At 70.0% G+C, this 21,080-nt stretch carries 17 protein-coding genes and 1 pseudogene; 6 read left to right on the top strand and 12 right to left on the bottom strand.

The features are described 5' to 3' along the window. A partial coding sequence (locus ABZ717_RS13940; RefSeq protein ID WP_358509349.1) for a DUF222 domain-containing protein occupies positions 1 to 1,344 on the top strand: 1,344 nt, incomplete at its 5' end. A gap of 900 nt (positions 1,345 to 2,244) precedes the next feature. Here ABZ717_RS13940 and ABZ717_RS13935 read toward each other — a convergent pair. Next, complete coding sequence (locus ABZ717_RS13935; RefSeq protein ID WP_358509346.1) at positions 2,245 to 2,958, bottom strand: response regulator transcription factor; 714 nt, start codon at positions 2,956 to 2,958, stop codon at positions 2,245 to 2,247. A gap of 447 nt (positions 2,959 to 3,405) precedes the next feature. Between ABZ717_RS13935 and helR the strand changes: the two genes are divergently transcribed. Further along, positions 3,406 to 5,553, top strand: coding sequence for an RNA polymerase recycling motor ATPase HelR (helR, locus tag ABZ717_RS13930; RefSeq protein ID WP_358509357.1), 2,148 nt, complete (start codon positions 3,406 to 3,408; stop codon positions 5,551 to 5,553). A 245-nt stretch (positions 5,554 to 5,798) separates the two neighbouring features. After that, the gene (locus ABZ717_RS13925) at positions 5,799 to 7,397 is read left to right on the top strand and encodes an ATP-binding cassette domain-containing protein (RefSeq protein WP_358509343.1); all 1,599 of its coding nucleotides are present in this window, start codon (positions 5,799 to 5,801) and stop codon (positions 7,395 to 7,397) included. A gap of 64 nt (positions 7,398 to 7,461) precedes the next feature. Here the strand turns inward: ABZ717_RS13925 and ABZ717_RS13920 are convergent, their stop codons facing one another. The 3 genes from ABZ717_RS13920 to ABZ717_RS13910 form a co-directional block, all read right to left on the bottom strand. After that, positions 7,462 to 8,904, bottom strand: coding sequence for an MDR family MFS transporter (locus ABZ717_RS13920; protein WP_358509340.1), 1,443 nt, complete (start codon positions 8,902 to 8,904; stop codon positions 7,462 to 7,464). 212 nt (positions 8,905 to 9,116) lie between these two features. Next, positions 9,117 to 9,908: an ABC transporter gene (locus tag ABZ717_RS13915; RefSeq protein WP_358509337.1), complete on the bottom strand. Its 792-nt coding sequence runs from the start codon at positions 9,906 to 9,908 to the stop codon at positions 9,117 to 9,119. After that, on the bottom strand, positions 9,901 to 10,830 hold the full coding sequence (locus ABZ717_RS13910) for an ATP-binding cassette domain-containing protein (protein WP_358509335.1): 930 nt from the start codon (positions 10,828 to 10,830) through the stop codon (positions 9,901 to 9,903). The genes ABZ717_RS13915 and ABZ717_RS13910 overlap by 8 nt, the downstream gene beginning before the upstream one ends. A 107-nt stretch (positions 10,831 to 10,937) precedes the next feature. Between ABZ717_RS13910 and ABZ717_RS13905 the strand changes: the two genes are divergently transcribed. Both ABZ717_RS13905 and ABZ717_RS13900 read left to right on the top strand, forming a co-directional pair. Beyond that, positions 10,938 to 12,032: a histidine kinase gene (locus tag ABZ717_RS13905; RefSeq protein WP_358509332.1), complete on the top strand. Its 1,095-nt coding sequence runs from the start codon at positions 10,938 to 10,940 to the stop codon at positions 12,030 to 12,032. Continuing rightward, on the top strand, positions 12,029 to 12,634 hold the full coding sequence (locus ABZ717_RS13900) for a response regulator transcription factor (protein ID WP_358509329.1): 606 nt from the start codon (positions 12,029 to 12,031) through the stop codon (positions 12,632 to 12,634). Before ABZ717_RS13905 ends, ABZ717_RS13900 begins: the two co-directional genes overlap by 4 nt. Positions 12,635 to 12,644: 10 nt before the next feature. Here the strand turns inward: ABZ717_RS13900 and ABZ717_RS13895 are convergent, their stop codons facing one another. Continuing rightward, positions 12,645 to 13,865 carry a cytochrome P450 gene (locus ABZ717_RS13895; RefSeq protein ID WP_358509326.1) on the bottom strand — a complete coding sequence of 407 codons (1,221 nt, stop codon included), beginning with the start codon at positions 13,863 to 13,865 and terminating at the stop codon, positions 12,645 to 12,647. A gap of 114 nt (positions 13,866 to 13,979) precedes the next feature. On the opposite strand from ABZ717_RS13895, the gene ABZ717_RS13890 reads away from it, so the two are divergent. Next, on the top strand, positions 13,980 to 14,702 hold the full coding sequence (locus tag ABZ717_RS13890) for a creatininase family protein (RefSeq protein ID WP_358509322.1): 723 nt from the start codon (positions 13,980 to 13,982) through the stop codon (positions 14,700 to 14,702). Here the strand turns inward: ABZ717_RS13890 and ABZ717_RS13885 are convergent. From ABZ717_RS13885 to ABZ717_RS13855, 7 genes and pseudogenes are all read right to left on the bottom strand, one after another. Beyond that, positions 14,607 to 15,605: a lysylphosphatidylglycerol synthase transmembrane domain-containing protein gene (locus ABZ717_RS13885; RefSeq protein WP_358509319.1), complete on the bottom strand. Its 999-nt coding sequence runs from the start codon at positions 15,603 to 15,605 to the stop codon at positions 14,607 to 14,609. The two genes, ABZ717_RS13890 and ABZ717_RS13885, sit on opposite strands and share 96 nt — an antisense overlap. Positions 15,606 to 15,612: 7 nt before the next feature. Beyond that, entirely contained in the window at positions 15,613 to 16,464 is an 852-nt protein-coding gene (locus ABZ717_RS13880) for an SAM-dependent methyltransferase (protein ID WP_358509317.1), read from the bottom strand. A gap of 207 nt (positions 16,465 to 16,671) precedes the next feature. Beyond that, positions 16,672 to 16,848 (bottom strand): annotated as a pseudogene (locus ABZ717_RS13875) (SAM-dependent methyltransferase); the annotation flags it as partial. Between the two features lie 86 nt (positions 16,849 to 16,934). Then, on the bottom strand, positions 16,935 to 18,521 hold the full coding sequence (locus tag ABZ717_RS13870; RefSeq protein ID WP_358509314.1) for an MDR family MFS transporter: 1,587 nt from the start codon (positions 18,519 to 18,521) through the stop codon (positions 16,935 to 16,937). Between the two features lie 155 nt (positions 18,522 to 18,676). Continuing rightward, a complete protein-coding gene (locus ABZ717_RS13865; RefSeq protein WP_358509311.1) occupies positions 18,677 to 19,675 on the bottom strand; it encodes a glycosyltransferase family 4 protein in 999 nt (332 codons plus the stop codon). Further along, positions 19,672 to 20,070, bottom strand: coding sequence for a 6-carboxytetrahydropterin synthase (locus ABZ717_RS13860; protein ID WP_358509308.1), 399 nt, complete (start codon positions 20,068 to 20,070; stop codon positions 19,672 to 19,674). The genes ABZ717_RS13865 and ABZ717_RS13860 overlap by 4 nt, the downstream gene beginning before the upstream one ends. Positions 20,071 to 20,090: 20 nt before the next feature. Further along, positions 20,091 to 21,077, bottom strand: coding sequence for a zinc-binding alcohol dehydrogenase (locus tag ABZ717_RS13855; protein WP_358509305.1), 987 nt, complete (start codon positions 21,075 to 21,077; stop codon positions 20,091 to 20,093). Positions 21,078 to 21,080 lie beyond the last annotated feature (3 nt).

Below are 21,080 nucleotides of genomic sequence, written 5' to 3'. Positions count from 1 at the left end.
CGCCCGACCGGGAACACCCCGGTCGATAAGGCGATGGCGGGTGCGCGGGAGATCGCGGTGGAATTCTCCGGCCGGGATATCCCGTTCGGGTGCGAGGGCGATGTGCTCGCCCAGTTCGGCCGGCTCAATGGGGAAGTCGACCGGATCCGTTATGGGATGTTGCCCGCCCTGGCCCGTATGGAGGCCACCGGCGCTCTGTTGGAAGAGGGTGGCCAGCGCAGCATCCAGGCGTGGATCACCCACCAGTGGGGGACCTCCCCGGCCGAGGCCAAGAGTCTTGCCACCCTCGCCCGGGCGTTGTACAAGCAACAGCTGCCCCTGGTGGAAGAAGCCTTCCAGGGTGAGGTCTTGTCGTTGGGTGAAGCGTGCGCCATCGCGACCTCCACCGAAAAGGCCACCACCGAGTGGGCGAAGGTCCTGGAAACGGCGGATGAGGAATTCCGTGCCCAGCGTCCTTCGGCGGAAGGGTTTCGGGCCCGGTTGGAATTCGGGCTGATCGGTTTCAAGGCCGAGTGCCCGCAGGCTTCGGTGCGCCAGTTGCGGGACGCGGCGAAATGGTTCGTGGCCCGCTTGGATCCGGATAAGGCCGACCGGGACTACGATGAAACGTTCGAGAACCGGGGTGCGCAGTTCTCGCCCACGTTCGAGTCCGGGTTTTTGTTGCGGATGTGGGGTCCGGGGGCCGATAACGAGCTGATCCAGGCCGCCTTGGAGGCTTACACCGAGCCGTATGGGCCGGAGAACGCGGCGATGCCGAAGCATCAGCGTACCTATGACGCGATGATGCGGATCTTCGAGACCGCTCTGACCCACCGGGGTTGCTCCAGCCTGAGCCGCCAACCGTTGGCCACGTTGAACATCACCGTCCCGCTGAAGCGCTTCCTGGGAGACGGCACCGCAGAGCCGGCCACCACGGAGGATGGTGTGGTGTTGCCCGATCAGATGGTGGCCCGGCTGACCCCCGACAGTTGGTTGCGCCGGTTCGTGACCGACGAACAGGGCCGCACCTTGTTGGATGTGGGGCGCAAGCAGCGGTGCGCTCCGGATCCGGTGCGCCAGGCAGCGGGGTTCAAGAAGCCCTACTGCGAGTGGCACGAGGGCTGCGACATGCCGCGTAGCTGGTCGCAGTACGACCACATCGTCCCTTTCTCCCACGGCGGGGCCACCAGCTCCGACAACATGCAGGTGCTCTGCTCCACTCACAATCGGCTCAAGCACCGGTTGCAGGCGAAGGTGAACCGGCAGATCTGGGAGCACCACCACGCCCAGAACCGCCAGGAAGCGGGAAAGGAAAGCGGGTCAGGGGATGGGGAGGGGGAGCCAGCCCCAGCCACCGCCCCCTGACCACCACCATCCGCTTCCACCGCCCGTTTCCGCCAGGTGGAACACCACCCCGGCGAGACCCCCGCTGTGACCACCCCGAGTGGGTGTCAGACCCCAAGGGCCCCATGCCCTGTGGGGATATCCCCATGCCCAGGGGCAGAAACACCGCGAACCCCCGCCCAGAGCCATATCCCGGGGCCGGGGTGGCTCCCGTTGGGGGTGTCGGCACGGCTCCCGCCCCTGGTACCGGCTCCCGCCCCGGGTATCGGCCCACCGGCACCATCAACCTCGTGTTGTCTCTCCATCATGATGATCTTGTCCGTAGCGCCATGTTGGGCGCCCAACATGGCGCTAGGAGCAAGATCATCGCTGAGAAGACCAGGGCCGGCTACCGCGGGGACGCGCCCCGCCCCGTGCCCGACCTGTAGCGGGCCCTTCGTGACCGGACCCGTCACGTAGTGGCGACGCGCCCCACGAGGACACCAGAGGGGAGGGAAGGGATCCGGCCGCTTGCGGCCGGAGTGGGCCGCAGGCCCGTTAGGGACCTCAACCACTCTCCCCCCTTCCCCGATAGCCGCCGAACCGCCGCCCGTGCCGTACGGGTCAAGGCCACCAACCCCGCTGCCAGAGCACTCAACATTGCCTTGACGCGTACGGTGCGGGCGGCAACAATCACGCGGCGGGGAAGGAGGGAGAACCCACCCCCACCCCGCCAGACCACCGGCAGGCTCTCGACCCGGGGCGCCCCACCAACCACCCGAGCAACCCCCAACAACCCCAAGAGCAGAGACCTCAGGCGCCCCACCCACACCCCACCCACCAACCCCAAGACTCCCGACCCCAGGCGCCCCACCGGCCTCGACGTGAATGCGGGTGTCCTTCGCCTTGTGTGTCAGATGTGTCGACCCAAGTGTTCGGTGGTCAGCCCACGTACTCGGCGCGGACCGCGTAGATGGCGGCCTCGGTGCGCGAGTGCACCTGGAGCTTCTCCAGGATGTTGCGGACGTGGTTCTTCACGGTGTTCTCGGTGATGAACAGGCGCCCACCGATCTCGCGATTGTTCATGGACCTGGCCAGGAGCTTGAGCACCTCGGTCTCGCGGGGGGTGAGCTGGGGGAGCGTCTCCTTGGGCCGATGGGAGGTCTCCTGTTTGGCCAGCTCGGCGAACTCGGCGATCAGCTTGGTCGCCATGGAGGAGTCCAGGCACGAGCGGCCGGTGGCGATGGTCCGCACCACGCGGGGCAGGTCGGTCACGGCCATCTCCTTGAGAAGGTAGCCGGTCGCGCCGGCCTTGAGGGCCTCGAACAGGTCGGATTCGGACTCGCTCATGGTGAGCATCACGAACTTGGCGTCCGGCGCGATGGCGCGGATGCGGGGGCCCGCCTCGATGCCGGTGGTGTGCGGCATCATCACGTCCATGATGATGACGTCCGGTTGCAGCTCGCCGGCCTTCTGGACGGCCACGTCACCGTCGCCGGCCTCGCCGACCACGTCGATGTCGTCCTCGTCGTCCAGGACCGACACCAGGCCACGGCGGAAGAGGGCGTGGTCGTCGACGACCATGATGCGCAGCGGGCGGGTGGGGGTGGGGCCGTCGACCGGTCGTATCTCGGCGGGGGCGGATTGAGGGGTCACCGGAACAGCTCCTGATTTTCGTTCGGACCGGAAGGAGAATGGACGTCGGGCCTTTGTCCGCCTGCGCGGGAACCGCTGTGGCGCGGGGCGAGAGGTGGTCGAGGGAGAGCGGCCATACCCATGGGAACTCCTGATGCCGAGGGTCGGTCCCATGTTCTCACGGGCGGTCGGCTCGTGGCTGTCGATTCCGATTTCCCGCCTGATCGACAGGACCGGCCCGAGCGACGTGACCCGTCCGAGGGGCATGAAAAAAGCCGCGCGCTGAAGGCGGCGGCGTGAATGCACTACGAGTCTGTGCGGGGGCGAGATGGGTCGAGATCGGGCGAGAGCGATTCCAGAGACCTCTCGCCACTTCTAATTTATAGCGCACCCCCGGGCTTGCGGCAAGACCCCGGTGGTGGTTCACAATCGACCATCGTGAGCACAACCCACGATCGGGGAAACGACGTGAACACCCAGGCCACCAGCGCCTTCGACCTTTCCGAACACCTCGCTCCCAAGGCCGACCCGAAGCTGATCGCCGACGACGAGCGACACTTCTCCGCCATCGCGCGCAGCCTCGAAAACGGCATCGCCGACCTGAGTGAACGCCTCGACGTCCAGCGCCGGTCCTCGGGCGGCAACATCCGAGAGACGGTCGAGCGAGACATGGAGATCCACCGCCTGTCCTCCCGGTTGCGCGCCCTGCGTCGCTTCGGCCTGGACCTGTGTCTGGGGCGATTCGTCCGTGAGGGCGAGGACGAGCCCGTGTACATCGGCAGGCTCGGCCTCTCCGATCCGGAGGGCGACCGCCTGCTCATCGATTGGCGCTCGCCCGCCGCCGAACCGTTCTTCGCCGCCACCCACGCCGACCCGATGGGTCTGGTCAGCCGCCGCCGCTACCGATGGAAGCTCGGCCGGATCGGCGACTACTGGGACGAGGTGTTCACCGAGGACGGCTTCGAGGGCCACGCCGCCCTCGACGACCAGTCCGCCTTCATCGCGAGTCTGGGCGCCAACCGCTCCGACCGGATGCGCGACGTGCTCGGCACCATCCAGGCCGACCAGAACGCCATCATCCGGGCGGGTGCCTCCGGCGCCCTGGTCGTCGACGGGGGACCGGGCACCGGTAAGACCGTGGTCGCCCTGCACCGCACCGCCCACCTGCTCTACGCCGACTCCCGACTGGGCCACCGGCGCGGTGGGGTGCTGTTCATCGGCCCCCACCAGCCCTACCTGGCCTACGTCGCCAACGTCCTGCCGAGCCTGGGCGAGGAGGGCGTACAGACCCGCACGCTGCGCGACCTGGTCCCCGAGGGCGCCATGGCCGGCGAGGAGACCGATCCCGAGGTCGCCCGGCTGAAGGAGTCCGCGCGCCTGGTGGAGGCGATCGAACCGGCCGTGCGGTTCTACGAGCGACCGCCCACCGAGGCCATGACCGTGTCGACCCCGTGGTTCGACCTGTGGTTGAGCGCCGCCGACTGGAAGGAGGCGTTCGACGCGGTCGACCCGGGCACCCCGCACAACGAGGCGCGCGAACGCATCCTGGAGGAACTGGTCGCGATCCTGGACGACCGGCACGAGGAGGAGGACGTCACCACGAAGATGTTGCACTCCTGGCTACTGCGCGACCGGGAGCTGATCGGTGCCCTGTACCGGTCCTGGCCGCTGCTGGAACCCACGGACCTTGTGGGCGACCTGTGGTCGGTCCCGGCTTACCTGCGCCTGTGCGCGCCCTGGTTGGAACCCGACGAGGTCCGCGCCCTGCAACGCGAGGACGCCCAGGCCTGGACGGTGTCGGACCTGCCGCTATTGGACGCGGCCCGGCGGCGACTCGGCGACCCGAAGGCCTCCGAGCGCAAGCGCCGCCACGAGACCGCCGCCGAGACCGAACGCGAGCGCGTGTCCTACGTCATCGACGATCTGATGGCCGCGGACGACGACGGGGAGGGGCTGGTGACGATGCTGCACCACGCCGACCTGCGCGAGAACCTGGTCGACGAGGCGGCCCTGCCGACGGGTGACGCGGACCTGCTCGCCGGCCCGTTCGCGCACATCGTCGTGGACGAGGCCCAGGAACTGACCGACGCGGAGTGGCAGATGCTGCTACAGCGTTGCCCCTCTCGAAGCTTCACCATCGTGGGCGACCGCGCCCAGGCCCGGCACGGTTTCACCGAGTCCTGGTGGGAGCGGCTGGAGCGGGTCGGCTTCGACCGGGTGGAGTCGGCGTCGCTGAGCATCAACTATCGGACCCCGACCCAGGTGATGGAGGCCGCCGAACCGGTCATCCGGGCCGTGTTGCCGGACGCCAACGTGCCGACCTCCGTCCGTGAGGGCGTCCCGGTGGAGTACGGCCGTGTCGAGGAACTGGAGTCGGTCGTGGCGGCCTGGGCGGCGGAGAACGACGAGGGCATCGCCTGCGTCATCGGGGCGCCCGACTTTCGCTCCGGTCCGCGAGTGCGGTCACTGACCCCGACCCTGGCCAAGGGGCTGGAGTTCGACCTGGTCGTACTCGTCGACCCACAGGACTTCGGGGAGGGCACCGAGGGCGCGGTCGACCGCTATGTCGCCATGACCAGGGCCACCGACCGGCTCGTCGTTCTCACGAGCGCCTGACACGAATGTGTGCGGGACCTCCGGTAAAGGAACTTTCGTTCGCCGTGGGTCCCGCGTTAGTCTTGAGCCATGATCCAGTCGGTTCTCTACCTTTAACGGCGTCGTCCGCCGCCCACGCTCGTCGAGCATCTCCGAGCGTCGCGTCGCGGCCATGACGACCTGACCCCATCGAGGGTCGCCGTTTTCGGCATGCCCACCAACCCGGTCACCGGGTGACTTCGGCGTGCCCGTTGTAGAGGACACACATGCCCACCGCCCTTCCTGCGCGTTCGCGCGCGCAACTCGTCGTGTCCGGGGTCTCCGTCGCCCTGGGCGCCCACCGAGTGCTCTTCGACACCGACCTCACCGTCACCCCCACCTCCCGGATCGCGATCGTGGGGGAGAACGGACGGGGCAAGACCACGCTCCTGCACGTACTCGCGGGCACGCTCGTCCCCGACGAGGGCACCGTGAACCTGGTCGGCACGCTGGGCCTGGCCGAACAGGAGATGTCCACCGCCGACCGACGCACCGTGGGAGAGGTGATCGCGGACGCCTTGGCCGACTCCCTGGCCGCGCTCGCCGAACTCGACACCGCCGGGCTCGCCTTGGGCGAGAACGCCGCCGGGGCCGAGGAACGGTACGCGCGGGCCCTGGAACGCGCCGAGGCGCTGGACGCCTGGGACGCCGAACGCCGGATCGACATCGCCCTGGACGCGCTGGGCGCCGAAACGGATCGCTCCCGTCGACTCACCGAACTGTCGGTCGGCCGGCGCTATCGGGTCCGCCTGGCCTGTCTGCTCGGCGCCGAGGACGACTTCCTCCTGCTCGACGAACCCACCAACCACCTGGACCGTGCCGGTCTGGACTTCCTCACCGAACGCCTGCGTCGGCGCTCGGGAGGCGTGGTGGTGATCAGCCACGACCGCGCGTTGCTGTCCGACGTGGCCCACACCGTGGTGGACCTGGACCCCACCGACGACGGCCGTCCCCGAGTCCACGGCGGCGGGTACGAAGGCTACCGCCGGGGTCGCCGGGCCGAACGGGAACGCTGGGAGCAGGAGTACGCGCAACAACAGGAGGAGAGGTCGCGCCTGCGGGACCTGCTGAGTTCGGCACAGAACCGGCTCGTGTCGGGGTGGCGCCCGGACAAGGGCACCGGCAAGCACCAGCGCGCCACTCGCGCGGGCGGACTGGTCAAGAACGTGCACCGTCGTCAGGCCGACCTGGACACACACGAGGTCACCATGCCCGAACCACCGCAGCGGTTCCGGTTCCCCGACCTGCCCACACGGTCCGGTACGACGCTGTTGGCGGCCGAGGGGATCACCGTGGCGGAGCGACTCACCACCCCCGCCTCGCTGACCCTGCGGGGCGGGTCGAGGCTGGTGGTCACCGGCCCCAACGGAGCCGGGAAGTCCACGCTGCTCTCGGTACTCGCCGGTGAGCTGGAACCCACCACCGGCCGGGTGCACGGCTCGGGTGAGGCCCGCGTCGTGCTGTTGCGGCAGGAGTCCGAGCCGCCATTGGATCGCCGGGCCGCCGACGTGTACGCCGACGCGAACGGCTCCGTCGGCCTGTCCTCGCTCGGGTTGTTGCGCCCACGGGAGATGGGAAAGCGGGTCGGTGAACTGTCCATGGGTCAGCGCCGCCGCCTGGACCTGGCACTGGCCCTGACCCACCGGCCGCACGTGCTGCTGTTGGACGAGCCCACCAACCACCTGTCGATCGCGCTGGTGGACGAGCTCACCGCGGCCCTCGAAGCCACCGAGGCCGCAGTGGTGCTGTCCACCCACGACCGGCGATTGCTGCGCGACGTCGGAACCTGGCCGCGCCTGGACCTGTCCGCCTACGCCCGGGGCTGATCCCGAACACGAGGAAGGGGCGGTGGCCGTCTCATCGGCCACCGCCCCTTTCAAGGGTGTGCGATCACTCCGCGGGCGCGGAACGACGGACCAGGAAGGTCGCGAAGAACGCCAGGGTGGTGATGGCGGCACCGAGCATGAACGCGACGTGGATACCGCCGGCCTCGGCCGCGACGGTGCCCATACCGCCCTCGACATGGCTCGCGGCCACCGCGGTCATCACCGCGATGAACGCGGCCGTGCCCGCGGCGCCGGCGACCTGCTGCACGGTACCGACCACGGCGCTGCCGTAGGAGTAGAGCCGCTTGGGCAGGGAACCCAACGCACCGGTCAGCAACGGGGTGAACATGAAGCCCAGTCCGATGCTCAAGAACACGTGCGCGGTCACGATGGAGGCGATCGTGGTCTCGGTGTCGAAGGTGGTCATGGACCACATCACCAGGGTGACCACGGCCGCGCCCGGCGTGACCAGCGGACGGGGTCCGAACCGGTCGTAGAGGCGGCCGACGATCGGGGCCAGCAGACCCATCACCAGACCACCGGGCAGCATCGCCATACCGGTGGCGAGGGTGTCGTGGCCCAGCACGTTCTGCATGTAGACCGGCAGCAGGATGATGACGCCGAACAGCGCCATGAAGCTGGCCAGCACCAGGCTGATCGAGATGGTGAACTGGCGGGATTCGAAGACCCGCAGGTCCAGCAGGGCCCGGTCCTCACGCTGCAATCGCAGCTGACGCCACACGAACAGCGCCAAGGACACGACGCCCACGCCGATGGCCAGGACCGGAGACACGCCGGACCCGGCGTCGGAGGCCTCTCCCAGGCTGGAGAAGCCGTAGACCAGACCACCGAACGCGAAGGCCGACAGCACGATCGACAGCACGTCGACGCGGGCGGTGGTCGGCTCGGTGATGTTGCGGATGAAGACCGCGCCCAGGGCCAGGCCCACCAAAGCGATCGGCAGGACCAGGCCGAACATCCAACGCCAGTCCAGCACGTTGAGGATGAGCCCGGACAGGGTCGGTCCCACGGCCGGCGCCACCGCCATGACGATGGAGATGTTGCCCATCACACGGCCGCGACGGTCGTTGGGGACCATGTTGAGCACGGTCGTCATGAGCAGCGGCATCATGATCGCGGTTCCGGAGGCCTGCACGATCCGGCCGAGCAGCAGGACCGTGAAGTTCGGCGCCAGGAAACAGATCAGGGTGCCCAGACTGAACAGGGTCATCGCCGTGATGAAGACCTGTCTGAGGTGGAACCGCTGCAACAGGAAACCGGTGATGGGAATGACCACGGCCATCACGAGCATGAAGGCGGAGGTCAGCCATTGTCCGGTGGAGACGGTGATCCCCAGGTCGCGGCTGAGGGCGGGCAGGGCCACACCCATGATCGTCTCGTTCAGGATGACGACGAACGCCGAGACCAGGAGGAGCGGGATGACGAGCCGGGTGGCGCGTTGGTCGACGCCCTCGTCGATGGTGGTGGATGGGGTGTGCCTGGTCACGTATTTCCTTGGGCGCTCATGGATGGGCTGGACGTCCGGGGGATCGCGGGGGAGGAGCGGGCCCGCTTCGATGACCGTTTCGTCCCCGACGCAGAGTGAACCCCGCCGAACAGGGCAGTATTCCGCGTCGGGGCGAGTGCGCAAAGTGGTTTTTCGAAGCGAAGCGTCCGCTTTGTCCAGTCTAGAGGACGGGACGTCCCGTCTCGCCGGATTTACCAGCTGCGGCGCCGCGTCCACAGGTGGGCCACACCGACGAACGCCACCGCCCACGCAGTCAGTACCGCCAGGGCCATCACCGGGTGGAGGGTGTCCGTGCCGGCGCCGAAACCGGCGACCGCGTGCACCGCCTCACCCGGCAGGTAACGCAGGACACCGTCCAGGGAGTCACCCGGGACCCAGGCCAGGAGCGTCGGTAGGACGAACAACACCAACGTCCCCACCACACCGCCGGGCAACGAACGGGCCACCGTGGTGCAGGCCAACGTCACCGTGCCGTAGAAGGGGACCATCACCACACTTCCGAGCACGACGCGCGCCACCCCCTCCGCGGTGAACGCGACGGTCGTCCCGTCGGAGAGCACGCTCACCAACTGCCCGGCCGCGAAAGCGCTCAGTCCGGCCGCCAGTCCGCACAACAGCCCGCCCCCGGCCACCACCAGGGCCGAAGCCGCCAATCGTCGCCCGCGCCGGGGCACGGCCAACAGAGCGATCCGGTTCAGGCCGGTGGACTGTTCGGCGGCGACCAGTGAGGCGACCAGGACCACCACCACGAACGTCGCCGCGTCCACCCCCAACATGGAGGTGGTCACCACGTCCAACGCCGACATCCCCGACACCGAACCTCCGGTCGTGGTCTCGGCGGTGAACAGGAACATCGCGGCCACCGCGGCACCCACCACCGCGCACACCACCGGGGCCAGGCGTGTCTGGACCAGCGTGGTCGAACGGGACCACTCGGCGGCCAGCACCGCCCCGAACCCGGGCTTCCTTCGACTGTCAAGCATGGTCGACCCTTCCCCTCTCGTCCTCTTCCTCGCTGTTCAGAGTGAGGAAGGCCTCCTCCAACCCGGTGCGCAACGGGGTGAGTTCGTGCAGTTCCAGGCCCTCCCGCGCGGCCAGCGCACCCAACGCCGGGGCGTCCAGCCCCACCACCTCCACCGCGTCGTCGTCGCCCGGGCGCACCGTGGCGCGCCCCGCCACCAAGCGGGTCAATCTGTCCACCTGGGGGGAGACCACCCGCACCCGAGCGGCGCCGGTACCGCGAGAGAGTTCCTCGGCGGGAAGGTCGGCGATCAACCTGCCCCGCCTCAGCACCAGCACGTGGTCGGCGGTGGCCTCCATCTCGCCCATCAGGTGGCTGGAGACGAACACGGTGCGCCCTTGGGCGGCCAGGTCGCGCAACAGGGCGCGGACCCAGGCGATGCCCTCCGGGTCCAGCCCGTTGAGCGGCTCGTCCAGGACCAGCACCGCCGGATCGCCCAGCAACATCGCGGCGATCCCCAAGCGCTGGCGCATCCCCAACGAGAAGGAACCCACCCGCCGGGTGGCCGCCTCGGCCAGACCCACCTGGTCGAGTAGGTGGTCGGCGCGGGAGAGGGGGATCCGTCCGGCCCGGCACAGCCACCGCAGGTGGTCGCGGGCGGTGCGACCGGGGTGCGGGGCCTGCGGGTCGAGCAGGGCGCCCACCGTGCCCAGCGGGTCGGGCAGGTCTCGGTAGGCCAGACCACCGATCCGGGCGTGACCCGAGGTGGGTTCCTCTAGGCCCAGGAGCATGCGCATCGTCGTGGTCTTACCCGCCCCGTTGGCCCCCAGGAAGCCGGTGACCCGTCCGGGATGGACGGTGAAGTCGAGATGGTCGACGACGGTGGTGTCGCCGAAGATTCTGGTGAGCGAGTCGACCTCGATCACCGGTGTCGTCGTTGTCATACCTCCACGTTGCCTCTGAGGGAGGGATCCGACCTCGTTCCTTTGTCAGTGGGACACCGTGACGGTTGTCAGGGGTGCGTCGGTCCTCACCGCCATAGAGTCGCCCCATGGCCAGAACAGAGGAGCGATACCCGCTCGTCCGGATCGGCGGCGCCCTGTTGGGGCTGCTCGCCCTGCCGGGGTGGCCGCCGGCCGCCCCGGACCGACCGGTCGCCCTGGTGTTGCTGGTCGGCGCGCTGTACACCGTCTCCTGTCTGGCGTCCATCCCCCTGGTGATGGAGCGTCGGCCCGCCCTTCGACTTCCGGTCTGTGCGGGATTGCTCGCCGCCGGATGGGCGATCCTGGTCTGGCTCGGCCCGCACAATCACTGGGTGTTGCTCTACGCCCTCGTGGTCATCGCCGCGATGTTGCCCCTGTTCTGGACCCTGGCCCTGACCGGGGCCACCATGGTGGGCCTCCTGGTCTGGGGCGCGGCCACCGGAGACGCGTTCGCCCGGGTCCCCGACCTGATCATGATCGCCTCCGTGACCGCCGTGGTCGGGCTCTTGGCCTCCCTCGTGGAGGCCAACACCGAATTGCGCCGGGCCCGCGAGCAGGTCGCCGAACTGGCCACCGCCCGCGAACGCGAACGCGTGGCCCGTGACCTGCACGACATCCTCGGCCACAGCCTCACCACCGTCGCGGTCAAGGCCGGACTGGCCCGCCGGGTCCTGGACAAGGGAGGTCCCCCGGAAACGGCGTCCGCGCAGATCGGCGAGGTCGAGGAACTGGCCCGGCGCGCCCTGGGCGACGTGCGGGCCACCGTCGACGACTACCGCGAGGTACGCCTGCCCGTGGAGCTGTCCAACGCCGCCGAGGCACTGCGCTCCATCGGGGTGGACGCCGACCTGCCCCGTGCCATCGACGACCTCGACCCCGCCCTGCGCTCGGCCTTCGGATACGTGCTGCGTGAGACCGTCACCAACGTGGTCCGGCACGCCCACGCCGACCGGGTACGGGTGCGTCTGGGGAGGGACCACATCGAGATCACCGACGACGGAGACGGCCACCCCGAGGGCCGGTTCGGCAACGGACTGTCCGGTCTGAGTGAGAGGATGCGTGCGGTGGACGGACGGCTGAGCACCGGCCCGGGACTGCTCGATGGCGACCGAGAGGGGTTCACCGTGTACGCGTACGGCGGACGGACGGGGGAGTCACGATGATCCGGGTGCTCGTCGCCGACGACCAGGCCCTGGTGCGCGGTGCCCTGGCCGCCATGCTCGACCTGGAGTCGGACTTGGAGGTCGTCGCCCAGGCCGCGTCCGGGCAGGAGGCGCTGGACGAGGGACTGCGCACCAGACCCGACGTCGCTCTGCTGGACGTGCAGATGCCGGGCCTTGACGGGTTGGGCGCCGCCGAACGCCTGCGCGAACGGTTGCCCTCGTGTCGGGTGGTCATGTGCACCACCTTCGGGCGTCCCGGTTACCTCACCCGCGCGCTGGCCGCGGGCGCGAGCGGGTTCGTGGTCAAGGACGCACCGCCCGAACACCTGGTCGACGCCGTCCGCCGCGTCCACCGGGGCCTGCGCGTCATCGACCCGCAGTTGGCCACCGAGTCGTTGGCCGGTGGTCCCAGCCCGCTCACCGATCGCGAGCGTGACGTGCTGCGCGCCGTGGCCGATGGCGCCACCGCAGCGGCGGTCGCGGTCCGTCTGCACCTGAGCCCGGGTACGGTGCGCAACCACCTGTCGGCGGCCATGGGCAAACTCGACGCCCGAACCCGAGTGGAGGCGGCCCGCGCGGCCGAGGACCGCGGCTGGCTCTGAATCGGGGTGCTCACCCCGGGGTGCCGTTCGGGAGGACCCACAGCTCCCGGGGGTGGCGCATCATCCAACTCTCCACCGGTGCGGTGCCCTCTGGTCGCGGGTCCAGGGCCAGGCGCGGGAAGCGCTCGAACAGGGCCCGCAACGCCACATCGAGCTCCAGTCGGGCCAGCGGGGCGCCCAGGCACAGGTGGGGGCCGTGACCGAAGGCGAGGTGACCGCGGGTGTCCCGGCCCACGTCGAAGGCGTCCGGATCCGTCCAGGCCCGCGCGTCGACATTGGCCGCGGCGAAGCCCAGCAGCAACATCTCGCCCTCCGGCACGGTGACCCCGGCCAGTTCGGTCTCGCGGGTGCTGAAGGCCGCCGGTAGCAGGCTCACCGAGGAGTAGCGGCGCAGGATCTCCTCGACGGCCGCGTCCCACTCCACCTCGCCACCGGTGACGCGCTCCAACTGGTCGGGGTGGTCCAGCAGTGCCCGGATTCCGTTGGTCAGCGTGCCCATGGTGGTTTCGAAACCGGCCATGACCAGGAGGAACACGTTGGCGACGATCTGGTCGTCGCCCAGACGGTCCTCGGGGCGGGCCTCGGCGTCGGTGACGATCAGGGCGCTGACGAGGTCGTCGCCGAGGTTCTCGCGGCGTTCGGCGACCAGCTTCCGCAAGAAGGCCCAGGAGTCGGGGAAGACGCTCGCGTCGGTGAGTTCGAACAGTCGGCGGGCCAGGTCTCCAAGGACCGGGGCGTCGTGGGCGCCGATCCCCAGCAGTTCGACCAGGACCCTCACGGTCAGCGGCCAGGCCAGCCGTTCCTTGACGTCGATGGCGTCGGTCCCGTCGAGGTCGGACAGCAGCCGGTCCGTGATCTCCTCGACCCGGGGGCGCAGGGTCTCCACGCGTCGCCGGGTGAAGTGCGTCTGCAGGGGTCTGCGCAGCCGGGCGTGTTCGGCGCCGTGTGTGGTGAGCAGGCTGCCGATGGCGCCGCCCACCAGCCGGGCGAGCGGGCTTCGGGGGTCGACCTCGCCTTCGCGCAGGGCCCGCCAGTTGCGTCCGGCGTCACCGCGCACGAAGGTTCCGTCGCGGTCGGCCAGGACGGTGCGCAGCGGCTCGTGGTGGGTGACGGCCAGGGCGTTCACCCCGCCCAGGTCCACTTCGACCACCGGTCCGGCCGCGTGCAGGGTGCGGGCGAGGGCGTCACGATCCAGGTCCTGGGGGTCGATGCTGATGCGTCGCGGTGCCACGGAGCTCCTTCGGGGTGGGGGGCTTTGTGGGTCTACCAGCGGATCGGGCCGGAGAAACCCGTAACCCGAAAATCTACGACGTAAAGCCAGCTGTTCTCCTCACTCCACGCGACAATGATCGACATGGACTTCTCCGATCCCCTGCCCGGGACCACCAGCGAGGAAGAGCGTCGAAGCGGTGCGAGGGTGGCGTTGCTGCCCGTGGGCAGCCTCGAACAGCACGGCCCCCACCTGCCGCTGACCACGGACACCGTCATCGCCTCGGCTCTGGCACAGGTCGTGGCCGACGCGAACCCCTCATTGAGGCTCCTGCCGCCGCTCGCCTTCGGTTGCTCGCACGAGCACGCTTCCTGGCCGGGCACGGTCAGCGTCTCGGCGCCCACCCTGCACGCCATGGCCGCCGACATCGCCGCTTCGCTGCGCGCCTCGGGCACCCCCAAGCTGGTGGTGGTCAACGGGCACGGCGGCAACCACGTCCTGGCCAACCTGGTGCAGGCCTCCGGCGGTGACATGGCGCTGTTCCCCGGCCCACACGATTGGGAGGCCGCTCGCAAGGCTTCGGGGATGGGCACCACCAACGACCGGGACATGCACGCCGGGGAGTTGGAGACCTCGGTGCTGTTGCACATCCGTCCCGACCTGGTCCGTGTCGGCTATGAGGAGTCCGATCACCTGGCCGACCGGCGCGACCACATGCTCACCACCGGGCTGAGCCGTTACACGCGGTCGGGGGTGGTGGGTCTACCGTCGCGCGCCACGGCGAACAAGGGGCGTGACCTGTTGGCGTTCCTGGCCGAGTCCTTCACCGGGTACCTGAACGCGCTCGACGGGGCGTAGCCGCCACAGCAGCACCACCACGCCGGGCAGGGCGGCGATCAGGGCGAGCAGCCCGTAGAGCACCGACACGGTCAGGCCGGTCGCCGCACCCAACCCCGCGGCGCCGAAGGTCAGCGTGGTCACCGCCTCGCGTGGCCCCCAACCACCGATGCCGGCCGGCACGCTCATGGCGACCAGGGCCGCGATCGCCAGTGGTACCAGGACGGGCACGGGGGCGGTGACCCCCGCGGCGTGCGCCGCGACCAGGAACAGGGTCACGTGCCCGGCCAGGGCCGCCACCGACACCAGCAGGACCCCGGGGCCGGTGGAGGCGGTGAACAGGCCCGAGCGGGCGTCGGCGAGGGTGGCCGTCAAGGCGTGCCGGCGGCGGGTGCCGTGCCGCCTTGAGAACAGCAGGCCGACGCCCACCACGGTGGCGACCAGGACCGGTGGCGCCAGGGCCGCCGCCAGGGTGAGCAGCCCGGGGCCGAGCAGGGCGGCGGGCAGTGTGAACAGCAGGGTGGCGCCGGTGGCGGCCAGGACCACCTGCCCGGCCGCGCGTTCGAGTACCACCGCGCGTACGCCCCGGGGTAGGTCACCGGCGTAGCGGCCGTGGCCCAGGGCTCGGTGTACGTCGCCCAGGATCCCCGAGGGCAGGACGGCGTTGAGCAGGATGGCGCGGTAGTAGTCGCCGATGGCGCGACCCCAGGGCAGTCGTAGACCCACTCCGCGGGCCACCAGGATCCAGCGGGCCGCGCAGAGCACGGTCGTGACCAGGCCGATGGCCAGGGCGGCGCAGACGGTGCGGCCGTCGAGGGAGGTGAAGGCGTCGGTGAAGGCCTCCACCGGGTACCACCAGACCAGGGCGGCGAGCAGGGCCGCGCCGATGAGTGGTCGGGCCCGGCGTCGCAGGTTCTCGCTCATGGGAACCTCACGGGTGTCCCGGATAGCCGTTGGGGAGGGCGAGCAGGTCGGTGTGGTGTACGAGCGCCACGAGTTCGTGCCGTTCGCACTGGTCCATGCGGTGCCGTAGGTGGTCGGCGGGGATCTGCGCGTGCTGTTCGCCTGCGGCCCGGAGCCTGCCGCGCAGCCAGGCGAGGGTCAGGTCGCGGTGTTCGGGGAGCAGCCGCCAGGGGCTGGGATAGGTCAGGACCCGTCGCCCCAGGGAGCGGAAGGTCCGGGTGGTGAACGCGGTGGCGTCGGGCCCCAGGCGGCCGGCGCGGCGTTGGTGGTCGTTGAAGGCGTCGGTGATGGAGGCGTCGGCCGGGTGCGCGGGGTACAGGTCCACGCGGCCGGTGACGGTCAGGGTGAACAGGACGGCGCAGCCCGCTTCGTCCGCGGCCCGGGCGATGGACAGGACCTGGTCGCGGGTGAGCAGGTCGAGCAGGGCCGAACCGGTGACCAGGTCGGTGTGGGCCAGGTCGGCGGCGGTGACCTGGTTCAGGTCGCGCAGGCACATGCGGGTCTGGACGGTGGATCCGTCGGCGCAGACGCGGGGCATGCGGGCACCGGCCAGGTTCAGCAGGTGGGGATCCAGGTCGTGGAGCATCCAGGTCTGGGGGCCGGCCAGGCGTGGGGCGAGCCAGCGGCCTTGGGAGCCGGTGCCACAGCCCAGGTCGGTGATGCGGATGGGGCGCCTGCCGGGGCCCGCGCCGCGTTGGGCGAGGTGGGTGCGCAGGGGGTCCAGGGGAGCGGTGGCCCGCGCTTGGCCGTCGGCCTCCTCTCGCAGCGCGAGCCACTCGGCGGTGAAGGCCTCGGGCGCTTGGTCGGATGTCGGGCTCAACGGGATTCCTCCGTGCGGAGAGGGCCGCCGGGGGGCGGATGTTCTTGCCTCCACAGTGCCGGTTCGGTCGGGTCGAAGTGGGTGGTTCACCGAACTGCGACCCGTGTTCTCCCTCTGCGCCGGGTCCTACCCGTTGAGCCGCGGTTTCATGGGGCGGTCGGTTCCTCAGACCTTCTTGGCCAGCTCGGCGTACTGGGGCAGGTCGCGGACGGTGCGGCGTAGGAAGACCCGGTCCGCGAGTGCGACGTCGACGACTTGGGGGGCCAGTTCCTTGATCCTGTCGCCGATCTCGCGGTCGACGGGGTAGTTGTCCTTTCCGCCCAACCAGTGGTTCCAGACCCGTGCGGTGTGGGCGATGGTGGAGTCGATGGGGGAGTCGGTCATGGGGGGCCTTTCAACTCGGATGCCCGTTGTGGGGCGGGTTCTGCATCCGGAGTCTGGTGCCCGGGTGGGCCGGTGGGCAAGCCCGATCAGGTGGGAAGTGGGCGGTTTCCGTCCTTGTTCCGGGGTTCGGGGTCCTGGGTGGTGGGCTCGGGCATGTCGATGGTGTCGCGCAGGCGGACGTCGGGCAGGAAGAACGCCACGGCCAGGCCGACGACGGCGATGCCGGTGGCCACGAGGAACAGGTCGCCGGTGGCCGATCCGTAGGCGTTCTCGACGATGGTGCGCAGGAACGGCGGCATGCCGGCCAGGTCCAGGGTGTCGGCGTCGGCGCCGCCCTTGGGGAGTGTGACGCCGGAGGCGGTCAGGCCGTCGGTGATGTTGTCGGCGACCCGGTTGGCGAGGATGGCGCCCAGGACCGAGACGCCGATGGTGCCGCCCAGGGATCGGAAGAAGGTGATCGCTCCGCTGGCGGCGCCGAGTTGGCTCAGGGGCACGGAGTTCTGGACGACCAGGACGAGGTTCTGCATGGACATGCCCACACCCATGCCGACGGCGAGCATGCCCAGGGAGACCAGGAGTAGTGGTGTGTCGGCGTCGATGAAGGACAGGGCGACGAAGCCGATGGTGAGGGTGGCCAGGCCGGTCAGGACGTAGGGCTTGACGCGGCCGGAGCGGGAGACCATCCAGCCGGCGATGGTGGAGGCGCCCATGGTGCCGAGCATCAGTGGGGTGGTGAGCAGGCCGGCGGCGGTGGGGGAGTAACCGCGGGCGAGTTGGAAGTACTGGCCCAGGAACACGGCTCCGCCGAACATGGCCATGCCCACGGCGACGCTGGCCAGGATGGCGATGGCGGTCTCTCGGCGGGTGACCAGGTGCAGGGGGATGACGGGCTGGGCGACTCGGCCTTCGACCCATACGGCCAGGGTCAGGAGGATGACGCCGCCGGCGACCATGGCGGCGCTCTGCCAGGAGAGCCAGGCGAAGGATCCGCCGACGAAGGTGACCCACAGCAGCAGGGTGCTCACGCCCGCGGCGATGAGGGTGGCGCCGACGTAGTCCACGCGGGTGTCGAGCTTGCGGACGTCGTTCAGGTGCAGGGTGCGGGCCAGGACGACGAGGGCGACCACCATGAAGGGGATGCCGATGAAGAAGCACCAGCGCCAGCCCAGCCAGGAGATGTCGGTGAGGGCGCCGCCGATGAGGGGTCCGCCGACGGTGGCCACGGCCATGACCGATCCGAGGAGGCCGTTGAGCCGGCCGCGTTCCTTGGGGCTGACGAGCGCGCCGATGATGGTCTGGACCAGGACTTGGGAGGCGCCCATGCCCAGGCCTTGGATGGCGCGGAAGCCGATGAGTTGGCCGGTGTTCTGGGCCAGGCCGCACAGGAGTGAGGCCAGGATGAACAGGACGATGGAGATCTGTAGGAGCAGTTTCTTGTCGAAGAGGTCGGCGAGTTTGCCCCATACGGGTGTGGACGCGGTGGAGGCGAGCAGGGTCGCGGTGACCACCCAGGTGTATTGGGACTGGGTTCCTTGGAGGGAGCCGACGATCTGGGGGAGGGCGACCGAGACGATCGTGCCGCTGAGCATCGTCACGCCGAGCACGATGAGGAGTCCGGTGAGGCTGCGCCTGACGGTCTTGCGTGCGGTTTTGTGGGTTTGAGGGGTACTCAAGGGCCGACCTCGGGAAGCTGAAGGCGCAGGTGGAGAAATCCTGCTTGCGGAGCAAAAATACAGAGTAAGAATTTTTGCAGTGAGTGCACGATATCATCGCGGATGTCCGTACCACGTGCGAAGCGGGCGAGAAGCGGATCACACCCGGGGTGGACTCAGACCTGGTCCAGGACGTGACCAAGGGCGCGGGCGGACTCGTCCCAACCCCGCAGGGTGGTGCGGCGCGCGTGCGCCGCGACCCGCCATCGGTGGCGCGTGCGGGGATCGCTCAGCCAGAGGCGTAGTGCCCGGGCCCATTCCTCGACCCTCCCGGCGGGCACCGACATGCCGGGTGTGCCCGAGTGGGAGGATCCGCCCAGGGCCTCGGGAACCCCGCCCACGTCACTGGCCAGAACCGGGACGCCCCGGGCCAGGGCCTCGGTGACGACCATTCCGTAGGTTTCGGCCAGGGAGGGCAGTACCAGCAGGTCGGCCCGGTCGTAGGCGGCGTCCAGGTCCGCGCCGCGCAGGGGGCCGGTGAAGCGCACACCCGCGGGTGCGGGTGGGGGCCTGCCCGGGCCCACGCACACGCATTCCCAGTCCAGGTCGGTGAGGTGTCGCAGTGCCTCGAAGAGCACCCGGTGTCCCTTGCGCGGGGTCAGTGAGGCCACGCAGAGCAATCGGGGCGGGGTCCCGGGCGCCGTGCCACGGGCGAGAGGGGCCGTTTCCACGCCCGGGGGCACCACGGCCACCTCGGGCAGGCCATGGTGCGCGCTGAGGTGAGCGGCCGCCCACCGGCCGGTGGCCACCACCGCGGAGCACGATTCCAACACCCGGCGTTCGCGCGAGTCCAGGTCACGTGCGGTGTCGGGGTCCAGTCCGCCTTCCATGGCCAGCGGTAGGTGGACCAGTACCACCGGGCGTAGCCGCCGCGCGTGGGGAACGATCACCTCGGGCAGCGCGCAGGCCACCAAACCGTCGAGCAGCACCCGACCGCCGTCGGGCACCCGGTCCAGGGCCCGCTCCAACGCCCGTGTCCCCGCCGGGCCCGGGCACGGCCACGCACCCGGTAGGGCGACGATGCCCAGCCCGGTCCCGGCCCGGGCCAGGCGCAGGTCGTACAGGGTGCCGCCGCTGGGCGTGGTGGAGTCGGGGACCAGGAACGGGATCGTCAAAGGTCGCGTTGGTAGCGGGCCCAGGCCACGTGGGACTCATGCAGGGTCACCGAGATCGAGGTCAGGCCCCGCGCGTTGGGTCCCATCGCTCCTTGGGCGACGCGTTCGGCCAGGCGGTCGGCGATCACCTTGGCCAGGTACTCGGTGGAGGTGTTGACGCCGGCGAACTCGGGGACCTGGTCGAGGTTGCGGTGGTTCAGCTCGCCCACGACCCGGCCGAGTTCGCGGGTGGCGGCGCCGATGTCCACCACGATGTTGTCGGGGTCCAGCTCGGGTCGGTGCAGGGTCGCGTCCACCACGAACGTGGCCCCGTGCAGGGCCTGGGCGGGGCCGAACACCTCACCGGTGAGGCTGTGGGCGACCATGAGGTGGTCGCGGACGGTGACGCTGAACAAACGGTCCTCCTCGCTTCGGGTCAGTGCCGGGGCGGGTCGTAGGAGATGCGGTGGCACAGCGCGGGCCGGTGCCCCTGGGCGAGTTCGGGCAGCAGTGCGGGCAGTTCCTCGAAGTGGCTGTGTCCGCTGAGCAGGGAGTCGAAGGCCGGGTCGGTGAGCAGACGCAGAGCCAGCGCCAGGCGTTGGGCGTGGTCGTAGCGGGACCTGCGGGCCGGGGAGATCATGCCGACCTGGCTGGCGCGTACGGCCAGGCGGTGGGAGTGGAAGTCCTCGCCCAGCGGCAGGATGACCTGCCGGTCTCCGTACCAGCTCAGTTCCACGACCTCGCCCTCGGGGTGGAGCAGTTCCAGGCAGCGGATGAGGCCCGCTTCGCTGGCGCTGGTGTGGAAGACCAGGTCGCGATCGCCCACGGCGTCGTCGGGTAGGGCGAACTCGACCCCCAGGCGTTGGGCGACCTCGGCCCGGTCGGGGTCGATGTCGACCAGTTGTACGTGGGTTCCGGGCATCTGGGAGAGCAGGCGGGCCACGCAGCAGCCCACCATGCCGGCGCCGACGACGGTGACCTGGTCGCCGATGAGGGGCGCGGCGTCCCAGAGGGCGTTGACGGCCGTTTCGACGGTGCCTGCCAGGATGGCGCGGTGGGCGGGAACACCTTCGGGTACGGGGGAGACGGCCGCGGCGGGGACCACGAAGTGGGTCTGGTGGGGGTAGAGGGTGAAGACGGTGCGCCCGAGCAGGTGGGAGGGGCCTTGTTCGACCACGCCCACGTTGAGGTAGCCGTACTTGAGGGGCCCGGGGAAGTCGCCCTCTTGGAAGGGGGCGCGCATGACGCCGTACTGGTTGGGTGGGACCCCGCCGCCGAAGACGAGGGTCTCGGTGCCTCGGCTGATGCCGGAGTGCAGGGTGCGCACCAGGACCTGGTCGGGGGCGGGTTCGGGTAGGTCGACCTGTCGGATCTCGCCTTGTCCGGGTGAGCGTACCCAGAAGGCGCGTGCGGTCCGTCCCATTGA

The organism is Nocardiopsis sp. NPDC006832, from assembly GCF_040635885.1.
Taxonomy (GTDB): Bacteria; Actinomycetota; Actinomycetes; order Streptosporangiales; family Streptosporangiaceae; genus Nocardiopsis.
Note: the sequence above shows the minus strand (reverse complement) of the source record. Positions and strands in the feature narration are given on the sequence as shown.

Coding starts and splice junctions, on each gene's coding strand:
- ABZ717_RS13915 (WP_358509337.1), bottom strand. CDS start 9,908: ATGCTTGACAGTCGAAGGAAGCCCGGGTTCGGGGCGGTGCTGGCCGCC.
- ABZ717_RS13885 (WP_358509319.1), bottom strand. CDS start 15,605: ATGAGCGAGAACCTGCGACGCCGGGCCCGACCACTCATCGGCGCGGCC.
- ABZ717_RS13925 (WP_358509343.1), top strand. CDS start 5,799: ATGCCCACCGCCCTTCCTGCGCGTTCGCGCGCGCAACTCGTCGTGTCC.
- ABZ717_RS13910 (WP_358509335.1), bottom strand. CDS start 10,830: ATGACAACGACGACACCGGTGATCGAGGTCGACTCGCTCACCAGAATC.
- ABZ717_RS13900 (WP_358509329.1), top strand. CDS start 12,029: ATGATCCGGGTGCTCGTCGCCGACGACCAGGCCCTGGTGCGCGGTGCC.
- ABZ717_RS13855 (WP_358509305.1), bottom strand. CDS start 21,077: ATGGGACGGACCGCACGCGCCTTCTGGGTACGCTCACCCGGACAAGGC.
- ABZ717_RS13890 (WP_358509322.1), top strand. CDS start 13,980: ATGATCGACATGGACTTCTCCGATCCCCTGCCCGGGACCACCAGCGAG.
- ABZ717_RS13905 (WP_358509332.1), top strand. CDS start 10,938: ATGGCCAGAACAGAGGAGCGATACCCGCTCGTCCGGATCGGCGGCGCC.